This window comes from Streptomyces sp. NPDC002838, from assembly GCF_040295365.1.
In the GTDB taxonomy this organism is placed as follows: Bacteria; Actinomycetota; Actinomycetes; order Streptomycetales; family Streptomycetaceae; genus Streptomyces.
Map to the genome: position 1 here is coordinate 29,550 of NZ_JBEOVF010000004.1, position 19,149 is coordinate 48,698.

Consider the following 19,149-nt stretch of genomic DNA (forward strand, 5'->3'; position numbering starts at 1 on the left):
CATCTGCGGAGTAGCGGGCGTTCAGTCTCACGCCAAGGGGCGTGCTTGCCAATCACTCGGAAGTGGGAATCCCGTCGTGCACATTGCAGAACGGGATGAGCGGAGGCCATCCTAGCGAGCAACGCGACTCACCGTGAGTGTGCGTAACGCTCTGCTGATCATGTGAGGTCAGCGGAGAGGCGACATGCGACGAGAGAGGTCCTTGTGATCCAGGAAGCGTGTATGTCACGAAAACCGTGGGACCTGGCCTTCTCGGCCGAACCCGAGGAAGTAGCCGCCCTGCGGCGCGTCATGCGACTTCATCTGGGGCTCTGGGGACTGCACGAAGTGACGGACGGAGCCCAGCTCTGCGTCAGCGAGCTCGTGTCCAACGTCATCACGCACGTCGGCAACGGCACGCCGGCCACACTTGCGGTCTCCATGAACGGCACGTACCTGCGCATTGAAGTCCACGACCCCGACACACGTGCCCTGCCCACGCTGATGGCCGCGGATGCCGACTCGGAGGGCGGACGCGGCATGGCCCTCGTCGACGCTCTGGCCGACCGTTGGGGCGTTCAACTTCGTCCAGACCGGAAGGTGACTTGGTGTGAGCTGGCAACGGGGCTCACCTCACCGACCGGTCACGTCGAAGGTCCCGGTGTGACGCGGGCTCAGGCGTTCCTCGACCTCTATGCGGCGACGAAACAGCGTTGCCGTTCAAGCCTGGGCAGGCTGAGCACGGCTGTGGCCGAGGAGGCGGTGATCGATGTCATCGCAGACTTCCTCCACTGGCTTCGAGCGCACGGCTGCGACGTGGACGAGGTCCTCGACCGCGCCCAGATGCACTTCGAGGAGGAGCTGTCCGGCAGTGAGCTGTGAAGCCGGATCCTCGCATCTTGTGCGGCGCGGTCGGTCTCCGAGTTGGTCTTGATGGCGTCTCGCCATCAAGACCAACTGCACCATGCCGTGGGACGCCATCCATGCCGGCCGGTGAACTAGTCGGAAAGCCGTGTGCGAGAGCACTGCAAGCACGGCTGCAGCGGCGGGAACTGGAAACGGAGCGTCAGCTACCGCGCCAATCCCCGCCACTACCGAGGTATCGGTGGAGCAAGACTGCCGATTTGTCGGTGTCCCTCTGCCAGCCGAACGCTAGGGGGCCAGTATGGTCGCGAAGAAGCCCAGGTGAGGATTGTCCGGGGTGCCGATGAGCAGCGCGCGGTCGAGCAGGATGTTGTTGTGCTCACAGCTCGTCTCCGGGAGCATCACGCAGGCGTGACAGGCGGCGAGGTTGGTTCCGCCGGTGCTGGACGCCTCGGCCTCCATGCAGAGCGGGTCGGAGGAACACCACTCGGCGCGGTGGACGGCCGAACGGACCGTGCCATCGAGAAGCTCCGGCTCGCCCTGCGCGACGAGACCGCCGAGGCTGCCCGCCGAGTCGCTCGTCGCCGTGTAGATGAGCACCCCGGCCATGTCATCGGCGGCGTACAGGCGCTCGCGCAAGGAAGCGGCCGGGTAGCCCGCCTCCAGGCTCCACTCGTTTATGAGGACGTGGGCCAGGGTGTGCAGCAGCACCATGCGAGGGGTGGCCGGAGACGGAACGGCCCGACTCGGATCGTCGGCCCGCTGCTCCAGCACCCGCTGGTGAGCGGTGCGCATCCGCTTGACCCGGGCCGCCACCGCCGGCGCCTTCTCCCAGGTGCCCAGCCGGTCCTCGTCCAGGCGGAGGAAGACTCCCTCGCCGCGGACCTCCATGGCCGGAAGCCAGCGCAGGGGGCTTTCGGAAAGCGGCATCTCCTTCGAATCGGTCGTCGACTCGGCGTCGATGAGCCGAGTGAACGCCTTCAGGGCACGCACCTCGCGGAGCTTCTTGACCAGCATCGGGCCGGTGACTCCGAGCGGACCGAGAACGCTTTGGTCGCCCAGCGGGGTCTCGCAGACGAACTGCTCGTCGCGGGAGTGCTCGCTCTCGTCGTTGCCGGAGCGGAGACGCTCGTACTCCTTGTTGCGCAGGGCGCGGTAGCGGTGGTCGAAGGTGGGGGGCGCCTCACCTGCGGGGTCTTCCTCGCGTTCCGCGTCGAGCAGCGCCATCACCTCGTCCAGAGAAACGGGCCACTCCTCGTCGAAAATGGCATCGAGATAGACAGCGACGGCCGCGCGGTCGTCGTACTTCCTGAGTTTCTCCCAGTGGCCGGCGAGCGGATCCGCGCGGCCGTTGCTCCACGGCGGGATGGAGAGTGCCGACTTCAGCACCGGCTGCCACACCGACGAAGAACCGCGCTGGAGCGTGCGCAGGGGGAGTCCGCACTCTTTGGTCGGGGCGGACGTGCCGAGCCACGGACGGGGGCCTCGGCACTTGAGCCCCAGGTCCTTGAGCGCGTTCCTGCGGAAGGAGCCCTCCATCGAGACCTCGGGCGCCCGCCCGCAGGTGCAGGAGATGAGGATGGAGCGGAGCGAGGACGTACGCCCGGACGAGCGCAGCTTGAGCCTCCCCCCGCACTTCCCGACCGTTGTGGAACCACGGTCGGGAGAACGATGCACCCACTGCCAGTAGGGGAACTCGCCGAGGTGTCCGGCCTCGCAGGCGACGACGAAACGGGAGGGGACGAGGTCCACCACACACGTGCCGCAGACACTTCGACCGGCGGGCGGGTTGAAGTCGCGATGGTGCTGTAGTTCGGTGCACTCGGGGCACGAGTGCATCAAGGGGAAGCGGCGGACCCGGAGGCCGTCCTTGCTGGTGTCGTCGGACGCCGGCGGCAGCCGGAAGTAGTCGACACCGAGCAGTCGGGCCAGACGCCGCTCGTGGATCCGCGGGGACTCGTCGACGCTCCAGCTCTGGTCAGCCTCGTCCAGGCCCGAGATGATGAAGGACTCGTGGTCGACGGCGATGAGCGATCCGACGCCGTACGTGGTGATCGCCTGGGCGCGGCGGACCGCACCGCGTCGCGGAAGGTTGTGGGCGGGCGTGGTGCCTTTCGCTCCGATCCGGCGGCGGCGGGCGGGGGGCGGGGTCATCGGGTTCCCTCCATGAACAGGGCGGACTCGGCATCGACGTCGCGCAGGCTCCACAGCGTGGACCACGCCTCGGCGTCCTCGGACTCGTCGTCGTACGCCTTCAGGAGCGAAGGGGTACGACTGCCCCGTTTCGGTTCGAAGAGCAGGCCACTGTGGTTGCTGGCCTCCTTGCGCCACCACTCGACGAACTCGTCGAAGCCTTGGGACACGGCGTCGATCTCCTCCGGGGCGACCTGGCGGACGCGCTTGAGGAGCACAGACTTGATGCGGCCCCGAAGGATGTCTTCGTAGGACTCGACCTCGCCAGCGGCCTCGTTGGGTCGCGCGGCCGGGATCATGATGCGGGCGAGGGCGACGATCACCGCATGCAAGCCCCGTTCGCGGGCGCGGGCGGAGAACGGTGTTACGGAGGTGGACTCGACCTCGCGGTAGAGGGCCGAGTGGAAGTGCTGGAAGCTCTCGTAGTGGGAGCGGTCCCGGGCACGCGCCGAGTTGAGCATGACCGCGACCAGGCCGGGATGTGCGCGGCCGACCCGGCTCGTCGCCTGGATGTACTCGGCGGTCGTCTGCGGTTGGCCCATCACGGCCATCAGCCCGAGCCGGTCCACGTCCACACCCACCGCGATCATGTTGGTGGCGAGCAGGACGTCCACGGTGTCCTCGTCGGGGAGCATCTTCTCGACGCCCTTGAGGCGCGTGGGGATCTCGCTGGCGTCGATCCGGCTCGTCAGTTCCGAGTAGTTGGCGACCGAGCGCACTGCCACGCCCTCACGCTCGGCGAGCAACTCCAGGTAGGCCACCACGTCGTCGTGGACTTGGAGTTCAGCCGCGGAGAGCAGCCGCAGACTGTTGAAGTAGCCGACGAGACTCCAGTACGTGTCGCGCACCTCGTCCTTGGTCTCCGCGTGCTTGGCCCGGTGCAGCAAGGTGGCGTATGTGCGGATCAGCAGGGTGGACTGGCTGGTGCCGGGGGCCAGGAGGCCGACGTAGCGGCGGCTCGCCTTCTCCTCGCGCGGTGTTTCCACGGCGAACCACGAGTCGCGGGCGTCCAGACCGGCGGGCGGGAACTGCCGTACTTCGCGGGCGAAGAGGTGGCGGCCCTGGTCGCCTGCGCGACGGATGGTCGCCGTGGAGGCGATCACCTTGGGTCGGCCGGCGAGCGCGTCCACGGCGGTCTCGTACAGGCCGGTGAGCGTTCCCAACGGGCCGGAGATCAGGTGAAGTTCGTCCTGGACAACCAGTTCCGGGGGAGGGGTGCCGTCGTCCGGATCGTCGAGGTTGAAGAGCGCGGAGGTCGCCGGACGCCACGGCATCGAGGCGAATTTGTCGACGGTGGCGATCACCAGCGTCGGTCGGGCGTCGTACACCGCCTCGTCGATCAGGTGGACGGGTAGGCCGTCGGCGAAGTCGCAGTCCGTGCCGGGGCATCGGATGTACATCCGCTTGGCGTCCTCGTCGACCTCGTAGTGCCGGGCGTCGAGGCGGGTCCCGCACCAGGGGCAGGCGTGCAACTGGACGGGGTTCTCGGTGGGGAGGCGCTTGTCGAGGTTCGCGCGCAGCTCGTCCAGCCTCCGGCCGGCCTCGACCAGCGTGTTTGGGGTGGCCGAACGTCCCACCCACATGCCGATGGAGAACTCCTCACGTCCCAACTCGGAAGTGCGGCGCCGCATGTGCTCCATGGCGCAGAGCAGGATCGCCGCGCGCTCGAACTGCTGGAGTGTGAGCAGCCGCAGCGTGTAGCGCATGAGGGCGGTAACACCGCCGCCGTCCGCACCCTTGCGGATGCGACGCAGGAACGATGTGAGGGCGATCAGCCCGAGGTAGGCCTCTGTCTTTCCGCCACCGGTGGGGAACCACAGCAGATCGGAGACCCGCCGGTCGCTGTGCTCGGGGTCGTCGATGCCGGCCAGGCAGAGCAGCACGAACGCGATCTGGAAGGGGCGCCAGCGACCGGAGGCCGGGTGGGGGGCGCCGACGCGTCCGCCCTTCACCCAGGCGCTGCGGGCGCGCTGGTCGGCCATGGCGCGGTTGGCGAGCCGGAACGCCCTCATCAGATCGGGCTTGGCCCGCAGCAGCTCGATGCCCTCGCGGATCCGGTCGAGCGCCTCGCGACATGCCTTCACCTGCTCCCGCGCGGGCTTCTCGTGGGTGTCGCCCGTCAGTGCCTCCGCCTCGGCCGCCTTGCGGTCGATCCATCGCTCGTAGCCCGTGGCGAGTTCCTCCAGAGCGGCCAACACCTCGGTGTCGGACTTCTCCGCCAGCCCCAGCATGGACAGCGCTGAGCTGTCGATCTCCGGATTGGAGTCGGTGAGCAGCACCTCCACGGTGGGCACGAACTCGCTCCGCACCTCGGCGACGGCGGCCCGGACGGCGTCGGTCATGCCGATCGGCGGCGGAGTCCAGTCCCATTCGGCGGCGCAGCCGTGACCGACGGCGAAGGTCGGGGCATGACGGTGCAGCAGCCGACTCGTGGCGATCTCCGGGTCGTGAGCGGCGGCCGGGGCGGGACGCTCGACGAACACGGTGGAGCCGTCGACGGCTCGGACCGTCAGACCGCACTGGAACAGGGAGAAGGCGTCCTGGAGATCCCACTCGCCGATCTTCTGGGTGTTGATCAACGTGACCGTGATCGTGACCGTGCCGGTGGTCGGGTCGGGGCGACGGACGTTGACGTGCAACGTGGCATCCGGAGCGAGTTTGATCGCACCTTCCGGTGCCGGGTCGGTCACATCGATGTGCTGGTCCGGGAGGTCGAGTTCCCTGCGCCGCCACCGCTCTCGCTGGTCGGCGGTGGTGCGGGCCTCGGCACGACGGGCCGGGATCGGCCTGCCGTCGGCGTCGGTGGGCTCGTAGACGGCGGCGCGCGCCGAGACCACGATCGTGTCGCTTATGGCCGGGTCGACCGCGAAGGTCAGGCCCATCGAGGACGGACGGCGGTCCCTCGCGGCGCTGACCTCCTGTGCGGTGTCGGACTCCTCGACGTCGTCGCGGGTGAGCAGAGGGGCGACGTCCAGGCCTTCCTGCTCGGCGGCGTCCTCGTCCTTCCGCTCCTTCGCGTCCTTGTTCGCGGCACGCGGGTACAGCACGCCGGTCAGGTAGCGGTCGATCGGCGCGTCCTGGGTGAGCACCTCGTTCCGGTCATCCGGCGCGGCGTCCTCGGCGGGGCCGAGGATTTCGCGGCGGAGCCCCACCAGCAGTTCCTCGTCCCGGACCCTGTAGTGCTCGGAGTGCTGGCCTGCTACGTGCGTCATGCGCCCTGCTCCTCGTCGTTGTTGGCCCGCCGATACCTTCCGATGCCGGTGATCCGGGGGACGATCCACACACCTCGATCGCCAAGACCGGCGTTCGCGCCGGCGGCGATGCTGCCCGTCACGGTCTCCAAGGTGTCGACCCGTATGCCGTGGATCTCCTCGGGCCAGCAGGGGTCCCACGTGCGGTTCACCTTCTGCACCTGGAACAGCTCCTCGCGGAATCGCTCCGACGCCTCGCCGATCTCCCGCCCGTTGTGCACCAGGGCGTACGGCGGGCTCTGGCACTCACCCATCGGCAGGTCGTGGCGCTTGCGCAGCACCACTTCCTGCCCGGGGCCGACCTGCTCCAGGAGGTACGCCTGGGTCGCCACGGCGTCGGTCTCGTGGCCGGGCGGGTTGTCCCGGCAGACGTCGCTCGCCTCGGCGACGAGGCCGAACCTGTCGTACGACCGCCACCCGCCGACGTACCGGCGGCCGTTCCTTCGTCCCCCCGCTCTCTTGAGGATCGGCAACTCGGGGGATCGTGCGTGGTAAAGGTCCTGGCGAACGCGCGTCATCGCCACATACAAGGCTCGGGCCTCAGCCGGGAGGTCCAACTCGTCCTTGTACTGCTTGTGGAGCTCGGCGATGGTCGGCGGGGTCAGAACGATCACCCGGTCGAACTCGAGGCCCTTGGCACGGTGCACGGTGGATACGACGATCCGGGCGATCTCCGGGTCGGCCGCCTCGTCGGGGAACCTGCCGTCCGCGACCAAACGACGCAGCCGCTCCAGATCCAGCACATTGCGGCCGGTCGCGCGCGTGGTCCGACGCAGCACCGACCACAGGGCGCTCGCATTCGGCTCGTACGGCAGAGGGATCTCCGCGAGCAGGGAGCGGAACCGGTCCTCGGTGAGGCCGGTCGCCTCTGTGCGGCGGAGTAACTCGGCCACCCAGTACGGAACCGGCCGCTCTTCGAGGGGGCGCCGCAGCCGGTGCTCGACGCCGTGCTCGTGGAGCAGGCCGGAGATCACCAGAGCCTGTCGGTTGTCGCGGGTGAGGATCACGCAGGTGTCGGAGATGCCCCGCAACCCGTCCAACGCGAACTGATCGGTGAGGTCGCCCATCCCGTTCGCCGGTTCCAGGAGCAGGTCGCGCAGTTCCTCGTAGAGCGTTGCTGCTTGATCCGTGTCGCTGACCTGCTGGAGCCGGGTACCGTGCGTCAGCGCGATCCGGGCCTCGGGAGTGACGGCCCGGAAGTTCTCGGTGAGGTGCAGCTCCACCAGGTCGTCGGGGTACGAACAACGCAGCCACTCGAAGAACCGGCCGGTCTCGTCGTTGCGTTCGCTCAGGTTCTGGATCTGGAAGCCGTAGACGGACTGTGCGGCGTCGCCGACCACGGTGAATCCGCAGCTGTCCTGATAGCGGTCGAGCAGGGCTTCCACCAGTTCCCGGCGGTCGCCCAACAGGTCCTGCACTTCGTCGATCACCACATGGGAGGGCGGGACGGCGTCACCGGACTCCAGCGCGCCCTTCTCGATCGCTTCGACCGCGGCCTTGATCCGCTCGTCGAAGGCGGCCGCACCCCACTCCCGGTCCGGGTACGCCTGGACGAGCACGCCGTACGCCCAGGCGTCGAAGGTCTGGGAGCGCACCCGACGGGCCCGCTCCCCGTGTCGGGCGATCCGCTCGCGCAACTCGCGGGCGGCAGCCCGGGAGAAGGTCAGCATCAGGATCTCGGCGGCCTCCAACGCCTCGTCGGGGTCCTCGTGACCGCACAGCGCATCGAGCCGGCGCACCAACGTGTGCGTCTTTCCCGCCCCGGCACCAGCGGTGACCAGCACACGCGCGTCCCAGGGTTGCTCGACCACGGCCCGCTGCTCGGCGGTGAGCGGAGGGCTGTCGAGGTAGGCGTCGGTCACTTACGGCTCCACAGGTGCTCGAACTGGGTGAAGGCCAGCTGGGTGTCGAAGTTGACGATGTTGTCGCTGACGTTGAGGATCAGGCAGGTGTCCTTGCCGCCGTTCTTGGGACCGCGCAGGCCACGACCGATCATCTGCTGGTAGACGTTCGTGCTGAGGACCGGGCGGGCCACGACCACGACACGGGTGGCGGGTGCGTCGAAGCCCTGGGTGAGGACGCCGTAGTTGGTGAGAACCCGGATCCGCTCCGTGCGAAAGTCCTCGATCCGCCGGCGCCGGTCCTGTGCGCTGGTGGTCGAGTCCACGGCGACGGCCGGTATCCCCCGGTCGTTCAACCTGGCTGCCAGGTACTTGGCGTGATCCACGGACGTGGCGAAGAGCAGAGTCGGCCAGTCCTCCGGAAGATTGGCCACCTCCTCGACGATGCGGCGGCTGCGCGCGTGGTCGTCGGCGAGGCGCTGCTCGGCGGCGCGGGAGAGCACGGCCATCCGGTCGGCCTGTGCTCTCTCGTCCCGCGTCAGTTCGATATGGCCGCCCTCAAGGGTGCGGTGCTCGACCTGCGCGAGCATGCCCCATTTCTGGAGATCCCGGTACGGATCACCGGACGGGAAGACCCCCTCGTCGAGCCGCCGGTTGCCGAAGCGGTTGACCAGCCGACGGGTCTCCTCCTCGTTGGTGTTGCGGAACGGAGTGGCGGTCAGACCGAGCAAGTGCCGTCCGGTCTCGTACTGAGTGAGCCCCAACTGCCCCAGGATGTCGGTGTACCGCTTGGAGATCGCGGTGTGCGCCTCGTCCACGATCACCAGTGCGGCCTGCCGCAGCCAGGCGTACTGTTCGGTACCCAGGCATCGTTCCAGCTTGGCGTCGGTGGCGACGACCAGGTGCGGATGCTCGACGACGTTCCCCACCTCGTTGCTGCTCCAGAGCCGACTGATGGTGAGCGGTCGCTCCGCGCCCACCTTGTTCCACACGAACTTCCAGCTTTGTACGGCCTGTTCGCACAACTCCTCGGTCTGCGCGATCCACAGCAGCGGCCCCTCCAGGTCGCCTACCCGCTTCACCCAGCGGATGACGGCTTCGGCGGTGACCCGGGTCTTGCCGGCGCCGGTGGGCAGCGACAGCATGCCGCGCTGCGGGGCCAGTCGGTCGAGGAGGGTGGAGATGTTCCGGACCAGATCCTCCTGGTAGCCGTGCAGTCGGGGAAAGTCCCGCGGGCCGTCCACGGTCTCGAAGGCGGGCGGAGACGGCGTCCTGGAGCCCGCGAAGGACACGGGCAGCCTCAGGTCCGACACGAATGTGATGGCAGCCGACGAACCTCCATACGCGACGGGCGCATTGGGGAACCTGGCCTGGATGTCCCGGGCGTGCTGTTGAAGCATGCCGTCGCCGTGCGCGTTGAAGGCCATCTGCGCGATCCGGTGCCCGGACGGTTCCGCACCGTCCGTCTCCTGTAGCTCTGCCTCCATCAGCCCTTCGGGCAGCCCGGACCGCAGGGCCTCCGCGCCGATCAGCAGCTCGATCTTGGTGACCACGTCCTCGGCGTCGCGTACGGCCTTGAGCGCCGCCTTCGTCTCGCTGTCCCGAGCCATGCGCTCCTGGTGTTCCAGCACCGCCCGGCAGCCGGCCGTACCGAGCCCGAGTTCCAACTCGCGGTCGAGAAGCCGCAGCATCGGTTCGGGGTCCAGCGGAACGCGGACTTTGACCGTGCTGCCCTGGCGCATCGCGTCCAGGGAGGTGTGCTGCGTGCCGTTCGGGGTGCGCGTCACCTCCTCGAGTTCGGTGCATCGCTGCACCAGGCTGTTCCGGTTGGTGCTGTTCAGCCGCGGACGTAGCCCGGGATACAGCTCCACCAGGAGGACCGGGTCACCGTCCGGGACTTCGCGTGTCTCGCGGCTGATCACGTCGGCGTAGCGGAGCATGCCCCACTTCTCGACCATCAGCTCGGCGTCCTCGGGAGTCGCCACGAGCAGCGCGGGAAGCTGTTCGGCGCGTAGCGCTCGATACTCGGCGGCGCCGACGGCGAGGGTGATTTCGTCGTCGGGGCGGGCGCCCCAGGTGTCGCCGATGCGGCACCGGGTCAGAGAGCCCTCGGGGAAGTCCGCGCCGAACCGGGTGAGCATCACGTAGGTGGCGCCGACGAAGGTGTCGTCCTCGCTCCGGGACACCTCGGAGAGAAGGGTGTCCCAACGGTCGGACGGGACCTCGTCGACCGTGGTCGGCAGACGCAGCTTGCGGGCCTTCTCCGGGGAGATGTCGGCGACCGGCAGCACATCGCGGTAGGCGGCGAGCTGCGGCCCGACGGCTTCCTTCAGCGACTTGATCCCCTGGGACGTGGCGACGAACCCGTACTTCCTGAGCATCCACCGGATCGGCGAGGCCACGGCTTGCCGGGTGCTCGCCTGCGCGCCGATCTGACGAGTCCAGTGGTCCACCACCGCGTCGTCCGGCAGTGCTTTCAGGAAGGCCGCGCGGGACTCCTCCGACAGCGACCGGAAGATGTGCAGCGGACCACCGATCGCCGAGCCCTCCACCTTCATCCGGTTGAGGGACGGGCGGGGCGCGCGCTGGTCCAGTCCCCGCAGATACGCCGAGTGGACTGCTTCCCGGTACTCCTCGAACCAGGCCTCACCCTCCGGCTGCACTCCTGTGGAGGGCCGCTCCCGCAGCCCGATCTCCGGGAAGAAGGAGAGGTCGTCGGAGTGGAACTCCCTGTCGACGGCGATGCCCGGGTCGCGCCTGGCATCGACCACAGCGCCAGGAAGCATGCAGTCTCGCACCGGCCGGAACTTCCGATCGGCGGTCCGCACATGCAGCGTCTCGCGAGGCTTTGGCACCCGCTCCAGAACCCTGTGGGCGAGCCGGCGGCCCCCGGCCTGCCGGAACAGCTCCCAGAGCCGCTCCCATTCGGTGTCACCGTAGCCGTCGAAGCCCTGGTCGAGGACGCTCACGAAGCGCCCTTCTGCGTCCGCCTCCCGGATGCCGAGGACGTTGAGGGCGTGGGCGAGCGAAGGGTCCTGGGCGATGCCATCGACCACGTACACAAGGGACTCACGCAGTCCACCCTGGTCTGCGCGGCGGAACACCCGACCGGGCACAGGAGCGACGAGACCGTGCTCCTCCGTGAGCACGATCCGTGCCTTCCGCGCCTCCTCGACGTACGGGTTCTGGACTTCGATCACGTCCGCGAGGATGCGGATGGCCACAGCCGACGCCTCGACGCTCCCGCTCGCGACCAGCGCCTCCAACCACTCGCGCACGCCGGTGCGCCCGTGCCCGGCCGCGTCGAGGATGTGCTCGACCTTTCCCGAGCGCAGAGAGTCGGTCTCGACGCTGGGGTGCAGCCAGTTCGTGGGGCGACCGGGGCACTCGTGCCACATCCGCAGCCAGCTGGCGAGGCGCTTCTGGTCCTTGTCGAAGCGGGGGTGGAAGCTCAGCTCGGTCGGGACGCGAAGAATCCCGTCCTGGTCGGGCAACGACGGGCGCACCGCAGCCTTGGCCCAGATCTCGCGGGTCAGGAACTCGTCCGCCCAACTGATCGCTTCCTTCACCCGCCCGGGCAGCAGAGGGAGGTAGGCGGCCGGGTCCGGGCTGGGGGCGAGAGCGGGAAGGGAGTCGACGACCAGGGCCGCCGAGACCCTGATCATTTCCTGATTGAAGGGCGAGGAGTCCAGGAGGTTCTGCCGGTCCTCGTTGGTCTTCCAGGCACCGTTGAGGATGCCGCTGAGCGACATCTCGTACTTCGTCGGGAAGAAGGACCAGAAGCGTCCCCGACCACGAGACTTCGGGCTGACGTACAGTCCGCTGTCGGCATCCTTCTCCAACTCGGGTACGGCCCAGGCGAGATCGAGCGAGAGCCGGCCGTGGAGCTCACCGGCGTCGTCCCGGGCGTCCGGGCCGGGCTCGTGGTTGATGGTGAAGACGCGCCAGCGGTCGGTGGCCGTGGGCTTTCCGGTCCGTTCCTCGACCACGGTGTGCAAATCACCGCTCTGCTGGGTGGTCAGCACCCGGCGGGCGAGCGGACGAGGGCGACGGTCCTCCAGAACGACCTTCGCCACATGCGGGGAGAAGAGCTGGAAGCCGACCGGGAATTCCTCGCGCTGCTCGCCGGGACGGCGCGTGCGACCTCCGTGCATGTCCTGGCCGAGTCGGTCGTCCGCCCCCGGGAGAAGTGGCAGTCGTACGACGGTGGTCGCCCAGGTGAGCAGCTCGTCGAGGATCGGGTCGGATGCGCGCTCCAGACTCTCGTCGAGTGCGCGGGCCATCCGTAGTACGGGAGCGTCGAACTCGGCGCCGTACCTCTCCACGACCCCGGGCACGGACCGGATCTGTTCGTACGACCAAGCACGATCGAAGCCGAAGCTGCCGGTTCGGCTGAAGAACTCCGGGGCGTCGGTGACCACGAGGACCGACTTCACGCCCACACCGAATCGGCCGATCTGCCCGCCGCGTTTGCGGGACATGCTCATTCGGAGAATGGTTTCCGCGCCGTCAGGGGTGACCGGATCTCCTTCGTTGGCACAGTAGAGATGAGATTCGGTGAGGACGACATGGACGGACCCACCGGGTTCCGCGGCGATTTCGTCGGCCGCGTTCTGGACGAGTTCGAAGAGCTGACGGTCGCCGTATCCGCCTTGGGTGATGCGCCGTTCGCCGTTCGAGTGTTCGGCGACCAGTCCGGGGTCGACCTCGTACGTTTGCAGAACCCGTGAGGACTGCTCCATCACGGTTCTCAGAACAGCGGTCGGTTCAGCGATCACGGGTCTCCGATCATCGAGCACGGGTGGGACAGGTGATGTCACGGACGCGGTTTCGGCCCAGGCGGTTGCATGGGGAGCCGATGTCCATGGAAAGGGCGGATAAGCGGTCGTATTCGCTCACGATCCTGTACTGTCCCGCGATCGTGAGCCTCGGATGCGGCGTCAAGGGGTGCCTGCTCTTTCAGGGAGAGCGGATTTGTGTATACGGCAGAACAAAGGAGAGGATGTGTGCGTCTCGAAGGCAGCGAGAATTATGTGTCCGTAACAAGGCACACCTGTGGCGCGGATCGGAGAAATGTTTCTTCCGAGGCATGTGGGGGTTGCCGGTGGAGCACGCTAGCGGATTCGAATCGGTGTGCGCAAGAGCTCTGTTTTCACGGCTTGTTGGAGGTAGAAGTGGAGCTTTTCGATCCGCATCCATGTGGAGTCATCGGTCCCCTCTCAATGCCGCCAAGGGTAGATACCGGACAAAAGGTAGTGAATCCAGAGGTCGGTCGAATCGAGAGGCTCCCGCGGGAGTCAAGCGTCCTTTGACAGTTGCTCCTTGTGTCAATCGCGAGGGTAGGGTGGGGTTGTCGTAGGAACGAGCCGAGAGCGGAGCGCACAGTGGAAGCAGGCGAGGACTTCGGCCCTTGGTTGGCGCGGCAGTTGAAGTTCGCGCGTATGACGCAGACGCAACTGGCCGAGGCGGTGGACGTGACGCGCGCAGCGGTCTCCGCCTGGATCACCGGGCGAGCCACTCCGAGGCCGGAGACGATCGAACGGATCGCTCAGGCGCTGAACACCGACCTGGCCACCGTGCACACGCGCACCACCGACACCCTGGCCGGCCTGCCCGCCGGTTGGTACCACCGCCCCGGACACGCTGACGGTGGGCGGGAGTTGGGCAACGCTGCGGCGTTCGCCTTCGACGCGGACGTTCAGGTCCTCGCTCGTGAGACCTGCCAGAACAGCCTCGACGAGCGGCTCACGGAGAACGGCCGCCCGGTCCGCGTGCGTTACACCCTCCAGGAGCTCACTGGTGAGGCCCTGAACGCTTTCCGGAAGGCCATCCTCTGGGACGAACTTCACCGGCATTACATGGCGGTTTCGAAGTCCGCCTCCCAGCAGAAGGTCGGACGTGTCGTGGACGCCGGTGTTCGCGACATGTTCGAGAAGGGCCGCTTGGTCCTCCTCCGGATCGACGACTACAACGCCTCCGGCCTCACCGGCGACGACTACGGCGACGGCAAGTTCGCCGCCGTAGTCCGACGCCAACTGGAGAGCCTCAAGTCGGGGCGGGGCGCGGGTGGTTCCTATGGCCTCGGCAAGGCGACGCTGTGGGCGACCAGTGCGCTCGGCATGGTCCTGATCAATTCCACGCTCTCCTTGCCCCACGAGGGCCGAACCGAGCGCCGTGTCATCGGACGACTAGAGCTTCCCTGGCGTTCCGTCGACGGTCGCCAGTACGCGGGCCCCGCCTGGCTGGGACGCCCCGACCCCGATTCCCCGGGTGCGGAGGTGGCTCGTTCCTGGTGGGCCGACGAGGAGACGGTCAAGAGCCTTTACCTCACCCGCGACAGCGACGAGCCGGGCACCTCCTTCCTCATCGTCGGAGCCCATGACGTGGCAAGCCTCGACCAGAGCACGCTGGACCTCGATGCCGACGACGAAGACGACAGCGACGACGACGGGACCAGCGACATCCGAGCGATGCACCGACGGCTGGTCGAGGCGCTCGGGCGGGACTTCTGGGCAGCGATGACCGGTGGCGGAAGCCGACTCCCCCTCCTGGAGACCTCGGTCCGCACGCTGCGCAATGGCGAGGTCGTCATAGAGGAGGAGAAGGTCGACCCCACCGTCGCCCAACCCTCTCGAACCCGGGCGCTGCGCGCCTTCTACGAGGGGACGACCGTGGACCGGCTCACCGAGGCCGGTCAGGTCGCTCTCCGCACGGTCCCTCTCCGGCTGCCCCTCTCCGGCGGACGCAGAGGCACTCTTGGCACGCATCCGGCGGTGCTTCTGGTCACGGAAGCAGAGGACGCGGACGGTATCTCGAACCAAGTCCACTCGCTGCGCGGCAACCGGATGACCATAAAAAAGTCCGGTGTCGCCGGGCTGCCGCTGGGCGTCAACGCTTTCCAGGCCGTTCTCCTGGCGGGACACGCGGCCGGAGAGTCGGTTCCCTTCGCCGACGAGGCCGAGGAGTTCCTGCGCGCGGCCGAGCCCCCCGAACACGACCGATGGGGCCAGACCGAGGAGTTGACCCTCCGCTGGTCGCACACCGCGCACCATCGAATCGCCCGATTGACGACTGAGGTCAACGCCGCTGTGAAGGAGCTGGTCGCCCAGCCGAAGCGTTCCGGCGGCCAGGGGGGCGCGAAGTTGCGGAAGGCGCTCACCGTACCGCGCAAGACCGCACCCAAACGCAACTCCGGGTCGGCCCTCCCCGAGTTGGACGCACTCGATGCCTCGATCGGCGCGGACGGGGAGTGGCAGATCACCGCCGAGGTGAAGCTGCCTCGTGGTGACGAATTGCCCGCTATGACACCGGTGGTCCTGCTCGACGTGCGGTCGGGCAGCCGTCCTAGGCTCGACTGGGCGGAACTCGTCGCCGTGGACGGCTGTGAGGTTGAGGACGGTGTGCTCCGCTTCACGCCTCGCGCCCGGCGAGCCACCTTCCGGGGCTCCACTGAAGTCGCCAGCCATCCGGTCCGTGCGGCGCTCACACGGCTCGTTCTCGAACTGCGTGCCGGCAAGGGGGAGTGAGGCATGAAGTTCTACCCGTACAAGCGGCTCAACCGCCCGATCGCCCTCCGGGTGACCTCGGCTTCCCTCAGGCTCCCCGACGGCTCTCGGGACCACCTGGACACCTCGGCGTACTCCACCCAGCAGCGGACCGTGGCTCTGGGCGTGGCGCAGCACGAGGACTGGGTGTCGGCCAGGATCGGCTTGTCCGTCACTCTGCCGCCGGGCGCCACCGCTCCCGATGCCCCGTGGAGCGAACTGCGTGTCCTTGCGGTGCTCACCGACGGTGAGACCAATGTGCGCACTGCCGTCGACCTTCGGCAGGACGCCCCGGGAAGCAAGGAGTGGTCCGGCGACATCGAGGTGTTCCGTGACGATCACGTGGGCCGCGCCACCCTCGCGGCCCATGCGGTCGCCACGGTCGACGACGTGCCCGGCCGGGCGATCGCCGAGACCGACGACGACTGGACCGTCGATGTGGCCGCCGAGGAGCCACTCGGTGGTCTGCGCCTCGACGTGAAGCAGACGAGTTTCTCGAAGAGCGCACGGGAGTGGTTGCACACCTACTCCGACGTGCCGTGGATCGTGGACGCCTCGGGCAGGCTGCCGACGGTGCTGGTCAACACCGACATCGAGGGATTCTCCGATCTTCTCGGCGGCGAGAGCGGAGGCATCGAGAGCAAGGTCCACGAGATGCTCGTCTCCCAGATGGCCACCGACGTGTGGACCGCGGTGTTCCACAGCTCCGTGGGCGACTTGGAGGTCGAACCCGACGGCTCGCCGGTCTTTCCCACCGACTGGCAGGGCGAAGTGCTGCGGGAGATGCTCCCCGACGTGGTGCCGGGTGTCCACGTTGAGGAGGCGCTCCGTCAGGTCCACCGCCGGCGCACCGGCGACGCGGGGTGGGTGGAGCTTCAGACCCGCATCCATTACGCGGCCGTACGCCGCGCCGGGGCGAGCAAGGCACTCGCCAACGCCCTGCGCGGGCTCCAGCAGATGAACCGGGGGGACTGAGCATGATCGAGAAGCCGCACCATATTCCTCAGCGGCTCGGCCTGCTGTCGGCGACGGCGGCCGACCCCTTCCTTACGGAGGATCTGCTCAAGGGGATCCAAGGCCACGGAGGTGTCGATCTCGCCAAGGTCGTCGAACCGTTGCCGGAGGACGATCCCCGGTGGGAGGCCGAACCGCTCAGGGAACTCGTGGAGGACGCGATGCATGAGTTCCGGGACAACCGGACCCAGGCCGATGCTTGGCTGGCGCCCCGACTGCACGCTTCTCTCCGCATCACCCGAAGGGAGGCCGCGGACCGAAGGCTTTGGAACCATCTCGCGTTGGCCGTCGCTCCGGACTACGTTGCTTGGCGGCATCCTCCGGCGTCCGCGCCGGGGCGGAGTGAGCCGCGCATCAACCCGGCCCGCTTCAAGGGCGCGCTCGACCGCCAATGCTTCTCGCGCCTGTGGTGGACGGCGGAGATGTTCCGTAACGGCAAGGACTACTCCTCGGTGGAGGCGGCCTGCGCCAACCAGGACCTGATCCACTCCTCGCTGAAGCGGAGTCTGATAGATCACCGTCCCACGGCCCTGGCCCTGGTACGCATCTTGGAACGCGGGGTCGCCAGTACCGGGCGTGACATCGAAGGCCTCATGACGGCGATCAACGCCGCCGGCGCGACCTTGGTCTACGACGCGCTGGCCCCGGACGAGCCGCGTGATCCCGAGGTGCTGCGCCAGTGGGTCGCGGAGGCCGAGTCCGCGGTCCCGGTGCCGCGGCATTCCCTGCCGGCCGGCCCCGACGAGGAGCCCGTCCCGGAGGAGTCGGTGGCCGCACTTACCGACTTCTTCGCTGAGCTCTTCGAGACGGCCCCGGTCAGGGGCCGGACGCTTCAGGGCTGAGCAGGAGGGGTCACCTGCCTGTGAGCGGGTGCCCCTTCCAATCGCCGTGCCGACGGATCTCCACCGGCTCGCCGGGTTTCCAGGCCTCCAGGTCGGCGGCGGCCTGCTCCAGCCTGGCCTCGGCCTCGTCACCGCTCAGCTCGGGTTCGAGTACGTGCCGCAGCACGTGCAGGGCGAGCCTGGGCGGCACGGCGTTGCCGATCTGCTGCGACACGTCGTTGCCCCTCCAGGGGTATGCGACGGGGAACGTCTGGAGCACGCCTGCCTCGGCATGGGTGAAGCGGGTGAGGTCCTTGTCGGTGCCCTTGTGGACCACGCGGTTCCGTGACACCTTCCCGGTGATCGTGGCGGAAGGAGCGTCGTGGTCGCGTCGGCCGCGCGCCTCGGGGACACCACCGGTCCCGTAGTTCGAGATGACGGTGAAAGCCGGACGATCGGGCAGCTCCGGCTCGATTCCCCTTGCCCTCTTGAGGGCCGTCTCCATGGAGACCCAGGAGGCCTTCGGAGCCTTCCTGGCACCCTCCTCCGGGGTCTCGAAGAGGAGGGTGTCCACGTGACCTGCCTTTGCCGGCCGGGCGAGGGAGACCACCCGGTGGTAGCGCTCGTGGGTTTCGGGCACCTTCGGGAGACGACCAGAGCTGGGCCGGTTCCGGAGGCCGGTCCGGCCGAGACGAGCCATCAATACCGCGCGCCGCCGGGTCTGCGGAACGCCGAACGCCTCAGTGTGCATCATCTGTGTTCCGGTCCGATATCCGAGGGAGGCGAGCACCTCGGCGTACCTCTCCCACACCGGCATCACCGCGGGCACCTGTTCCAGGACGACGGCTTCGTAGGGCTCCAAGCCGGGCCGTTTGCTCCGCTCGATCACCCACCATAGAGGCTGCAGGACCAGTCCCGTCCGCTCGTCGCCCAACTCCTCGAGTTTGTCCTTCAGCTTGTGCAGCTGGTCGTTCAGCTCGCTGAACTCTTTGAGTAAAACCTTGAGTTCGTCATCCGGGAACTCGAGATTCTGCGGTGTCTTGAGTTGCTTCAGGAATTTCTTGACTTCGTCTGTCGAGTTCCCCCGCTGCTCCAGTCGGTTCCTCATGGCCTTGCGCTTCATGGCCCTGAGCTCCTCGACCTGGCGCTTCTCGGCCCTGACCTCCTTGGCCTCGAGCTCCCTCAGTCTGAGTTCCTCGGAGATGTTTCGCCAGGTTCGGAAGATCTGCCTCCACTCCTGGCCGCTCTCGGGGCGTACGGCGTGGTGCAAACGGTCGATGTACTGGACCACCTCGTCCAGCGCCCTGCGGCCTGCCCCGTGTCCGGCGACGGTGAAGGTCTGGCAAGGAGGTCCACCGGTCAGCACCTGGGCATGCGGGAAGAGGGCTGCGCGGTACTCCCGTACATCGCCTTGGAAGGTGTCCATCCCCGCCGCACTGCGGGTGGCGCATGCTCCTGTGTCGCATTCGATGCCGGTGACCCGGTGCCCCAGTACATCTGCTGCCACATCCAGCCCACCCGGGCCCGCAAACAGGTCCAGGATGCGGAAACCCGCAGGTGGGGAGTCTTCCTTTTCGATGTGGCTCATGGGCGTGAAGTGTAGCCGGCGCTACGAGGTGCGTACTGCCCGTGTGGGGTACTC

Annotated in this window: 9 protein-coding genes; 4 read left to right on the forward strand and 5 right to left on the reverse strand. The window is 67.9% G+C overall.

The window, feature by feature from the left end:
• Window positions 1-222 precede the first annotated feature (222 nt).
• On the forward strand, window positions 223-861 hold the full coding sequence (locus ABT063_RS07180) for an ATP-binding protein (protein WP_351056186.1): 639 nt from the start codon (window positions 223-225) through the stop codon (window positions 859-861).
• Between the two features lie 270 nt (window positions 862-1,131).
• Here ABT063_RS07180 and drmB read toward each other — a convergent pair whose 3' ends face one another.
• The 4 genes from drmB to ABT063_RS07200 are packed head-to-tail and all read right to left on the reverse strand — an operon-like array spanning window position 1,132 to window position 12,870.
• Window positions 1,132-2,997: a DrmB family protein gene (gene drmB / locus ABT063_RS07185; protein WP_351056188.1), complete on the reverse strand. Its 1,866-nt coding sequence runs from the start codon at window positions 2,995-2,997 to the stop codon at window positions 1,132-1,134.
• The gene (locus ABT063_RS07190) at window positions 2,994-6,248 is read right to left on the reverse strand and encodes a helicase-related protein (protein ID WP_351056189.1); all 3,255 of its coding nucleotides are present in this window, start codon (window positions 6,246-6,248) and stop codon (window positions 2,994-2,996) included. Before ABT063_RS07190 ends, drmB begins: the two co-directional genes overlap by 4 nt.
• Window positions 6,245-8,149: a UvrD-helicase domain-containing protein gene (locus tag ABT063_RS07195; protein WP_351056190.1), complete on the reverse strand. Its 1,905-nt coding sequence runs from the start codon at window positions 8,147-8,149 to the stop codon at window positions 6,245-6,247. The genes ABT063_RS07190 and ABT063_RS07195 overlap by 4 nt, the downstream gene beginning before the upstream one ends.
• Window positions 8,146-12,870 (reverse strand): DEAD/DEAH box helicase, encoded by a 4,725-nt coding sequence (locus ABT063_RS07200; protein WP_502990776.1) that lies wholly within the window; start codon window positions 12,868-12,870, stop codon window positions 8,146-8,148. Before ABT063_RS07200 ends, ABT063_RS07195 begins: the two co-directional genes overlap by 4 nt.
• A gap of 699 nt (window positions 12,871-13,569) precedes the next feature.
• On the opposite strand from ABT063_RS07200, the gene ABT063_RS07210 reads away from it, so the two are divergent.
• From ABT063_RS07210 to ABT063_RS07220, 3 genes are read left to right on the forward strand one after another with little or no spacing between them, the layout of a single operon-like run.
• A complete protein-coding gene (locus ABT063_RS07210; protein WP_502990767.1) occupies window positions 13,570-15,654 on the forward strand; it encodes a helix-turn-helix transcriptional regulator in 2,085 nt (694 codons plus the stop codon).
• Window positions 15,655-15,657: 3 nt separating this feature from the next.
• Window positions 15,658-16,647: a hypothetical protein gene (locus ABT063_RS07215; RefSeq protein WP_351056193.1), complete on the forward strand. Its 990-nt coding sequence runs from the start codon at window positions 15,658-15,660 to the stop codon at window positions 16,645-16,647.
• Between the two features lie 2 nt (window positions 16,648-16,649).
• Window positions 16,650-17,528, forward strand: a complete 879-nt coding sequence (locus ABT063_RS07220) for a DUF6339 family protein (RefSeq protein ID WP_351056194.1) — start codon at window positions 16,650-16,652, stop codon at window positions 17,526-17,528.
• Window positions 17,529-17,538: 10 nt separating this feature from the next.
• On the opposite strand, the gene ABT063_RS07225 is transcribed toward ABT063_RS07220, so the two are convergent.
• Window positions 17,539-19,095, reverse strand: a complete 1,557-nt coding sequence (locus tag ABT063_RS07225) for a DNA cytosine methyltransferase (RefSeq protein WP_351056195.1) — start codon at window positions 19,093-19,095, stop codon at window positions 17,539-17,541.
• Window positions 19,096-19,149: the final 54 nt, after the last annotated feature.

Coding starts and splice junctions, on each gene's coding strand:
- ABT063_RS07210 (WP_502990767.1), top strand. CDS start 13,570: ATGACGCAGACGCAACTGGCCGAGGCGGTGGACGTGACGCGCGCAGCG.
- ABT063_RS07225 (WP_351056195.1), bottom strand. CDS start 19,095: ATGAGCCACATCGAAAAGGAAGACTCCCCACCTGCGGGTTTCCGCATC.
- drmB (WP_351056188.1), bottom strand. CDS start 2,997: ATGACCCCGCCCCCCGCCCGCCGCCGCCGGATCGGAGCGAAAGGCACC.
- ABT063_RS07215 (WP_351056193.1), top strand. CDS start 15,658: ATGAAGTTCTACCCGTACAAGCGGCTCAACCGCCCGATCGCCCTCCGG.
- ABT063_RS07200 (WP_502990776.1), bottom strand. CDS start 12,870: ATGGAGCAGTCCTCACGGGTTCTGCAAACGTACGAGGTCGACCCCGGA.
- ABT063_RS07190 (WP_351056189.1), bottom strand. CDS start 6,248: ATGACGCACGTAGCAGGCCAGCACTCCGAGCACTACAGGGTCCGGGAC.
- ABT063_RS07220 (WP_351056194.1), top strand. CDS start 16,650: ATGATCGAGAAGCCGCACCATATTCCTCAGCGGCTCGGCCTGCTGTCG.
- ABT063_RS07180 (WP_351056186.1), top strand. CDS start 223: ATGTCACGAAAACCGTGGGACCTGGCCTTCTCGGCCGAACCCGAGGAA.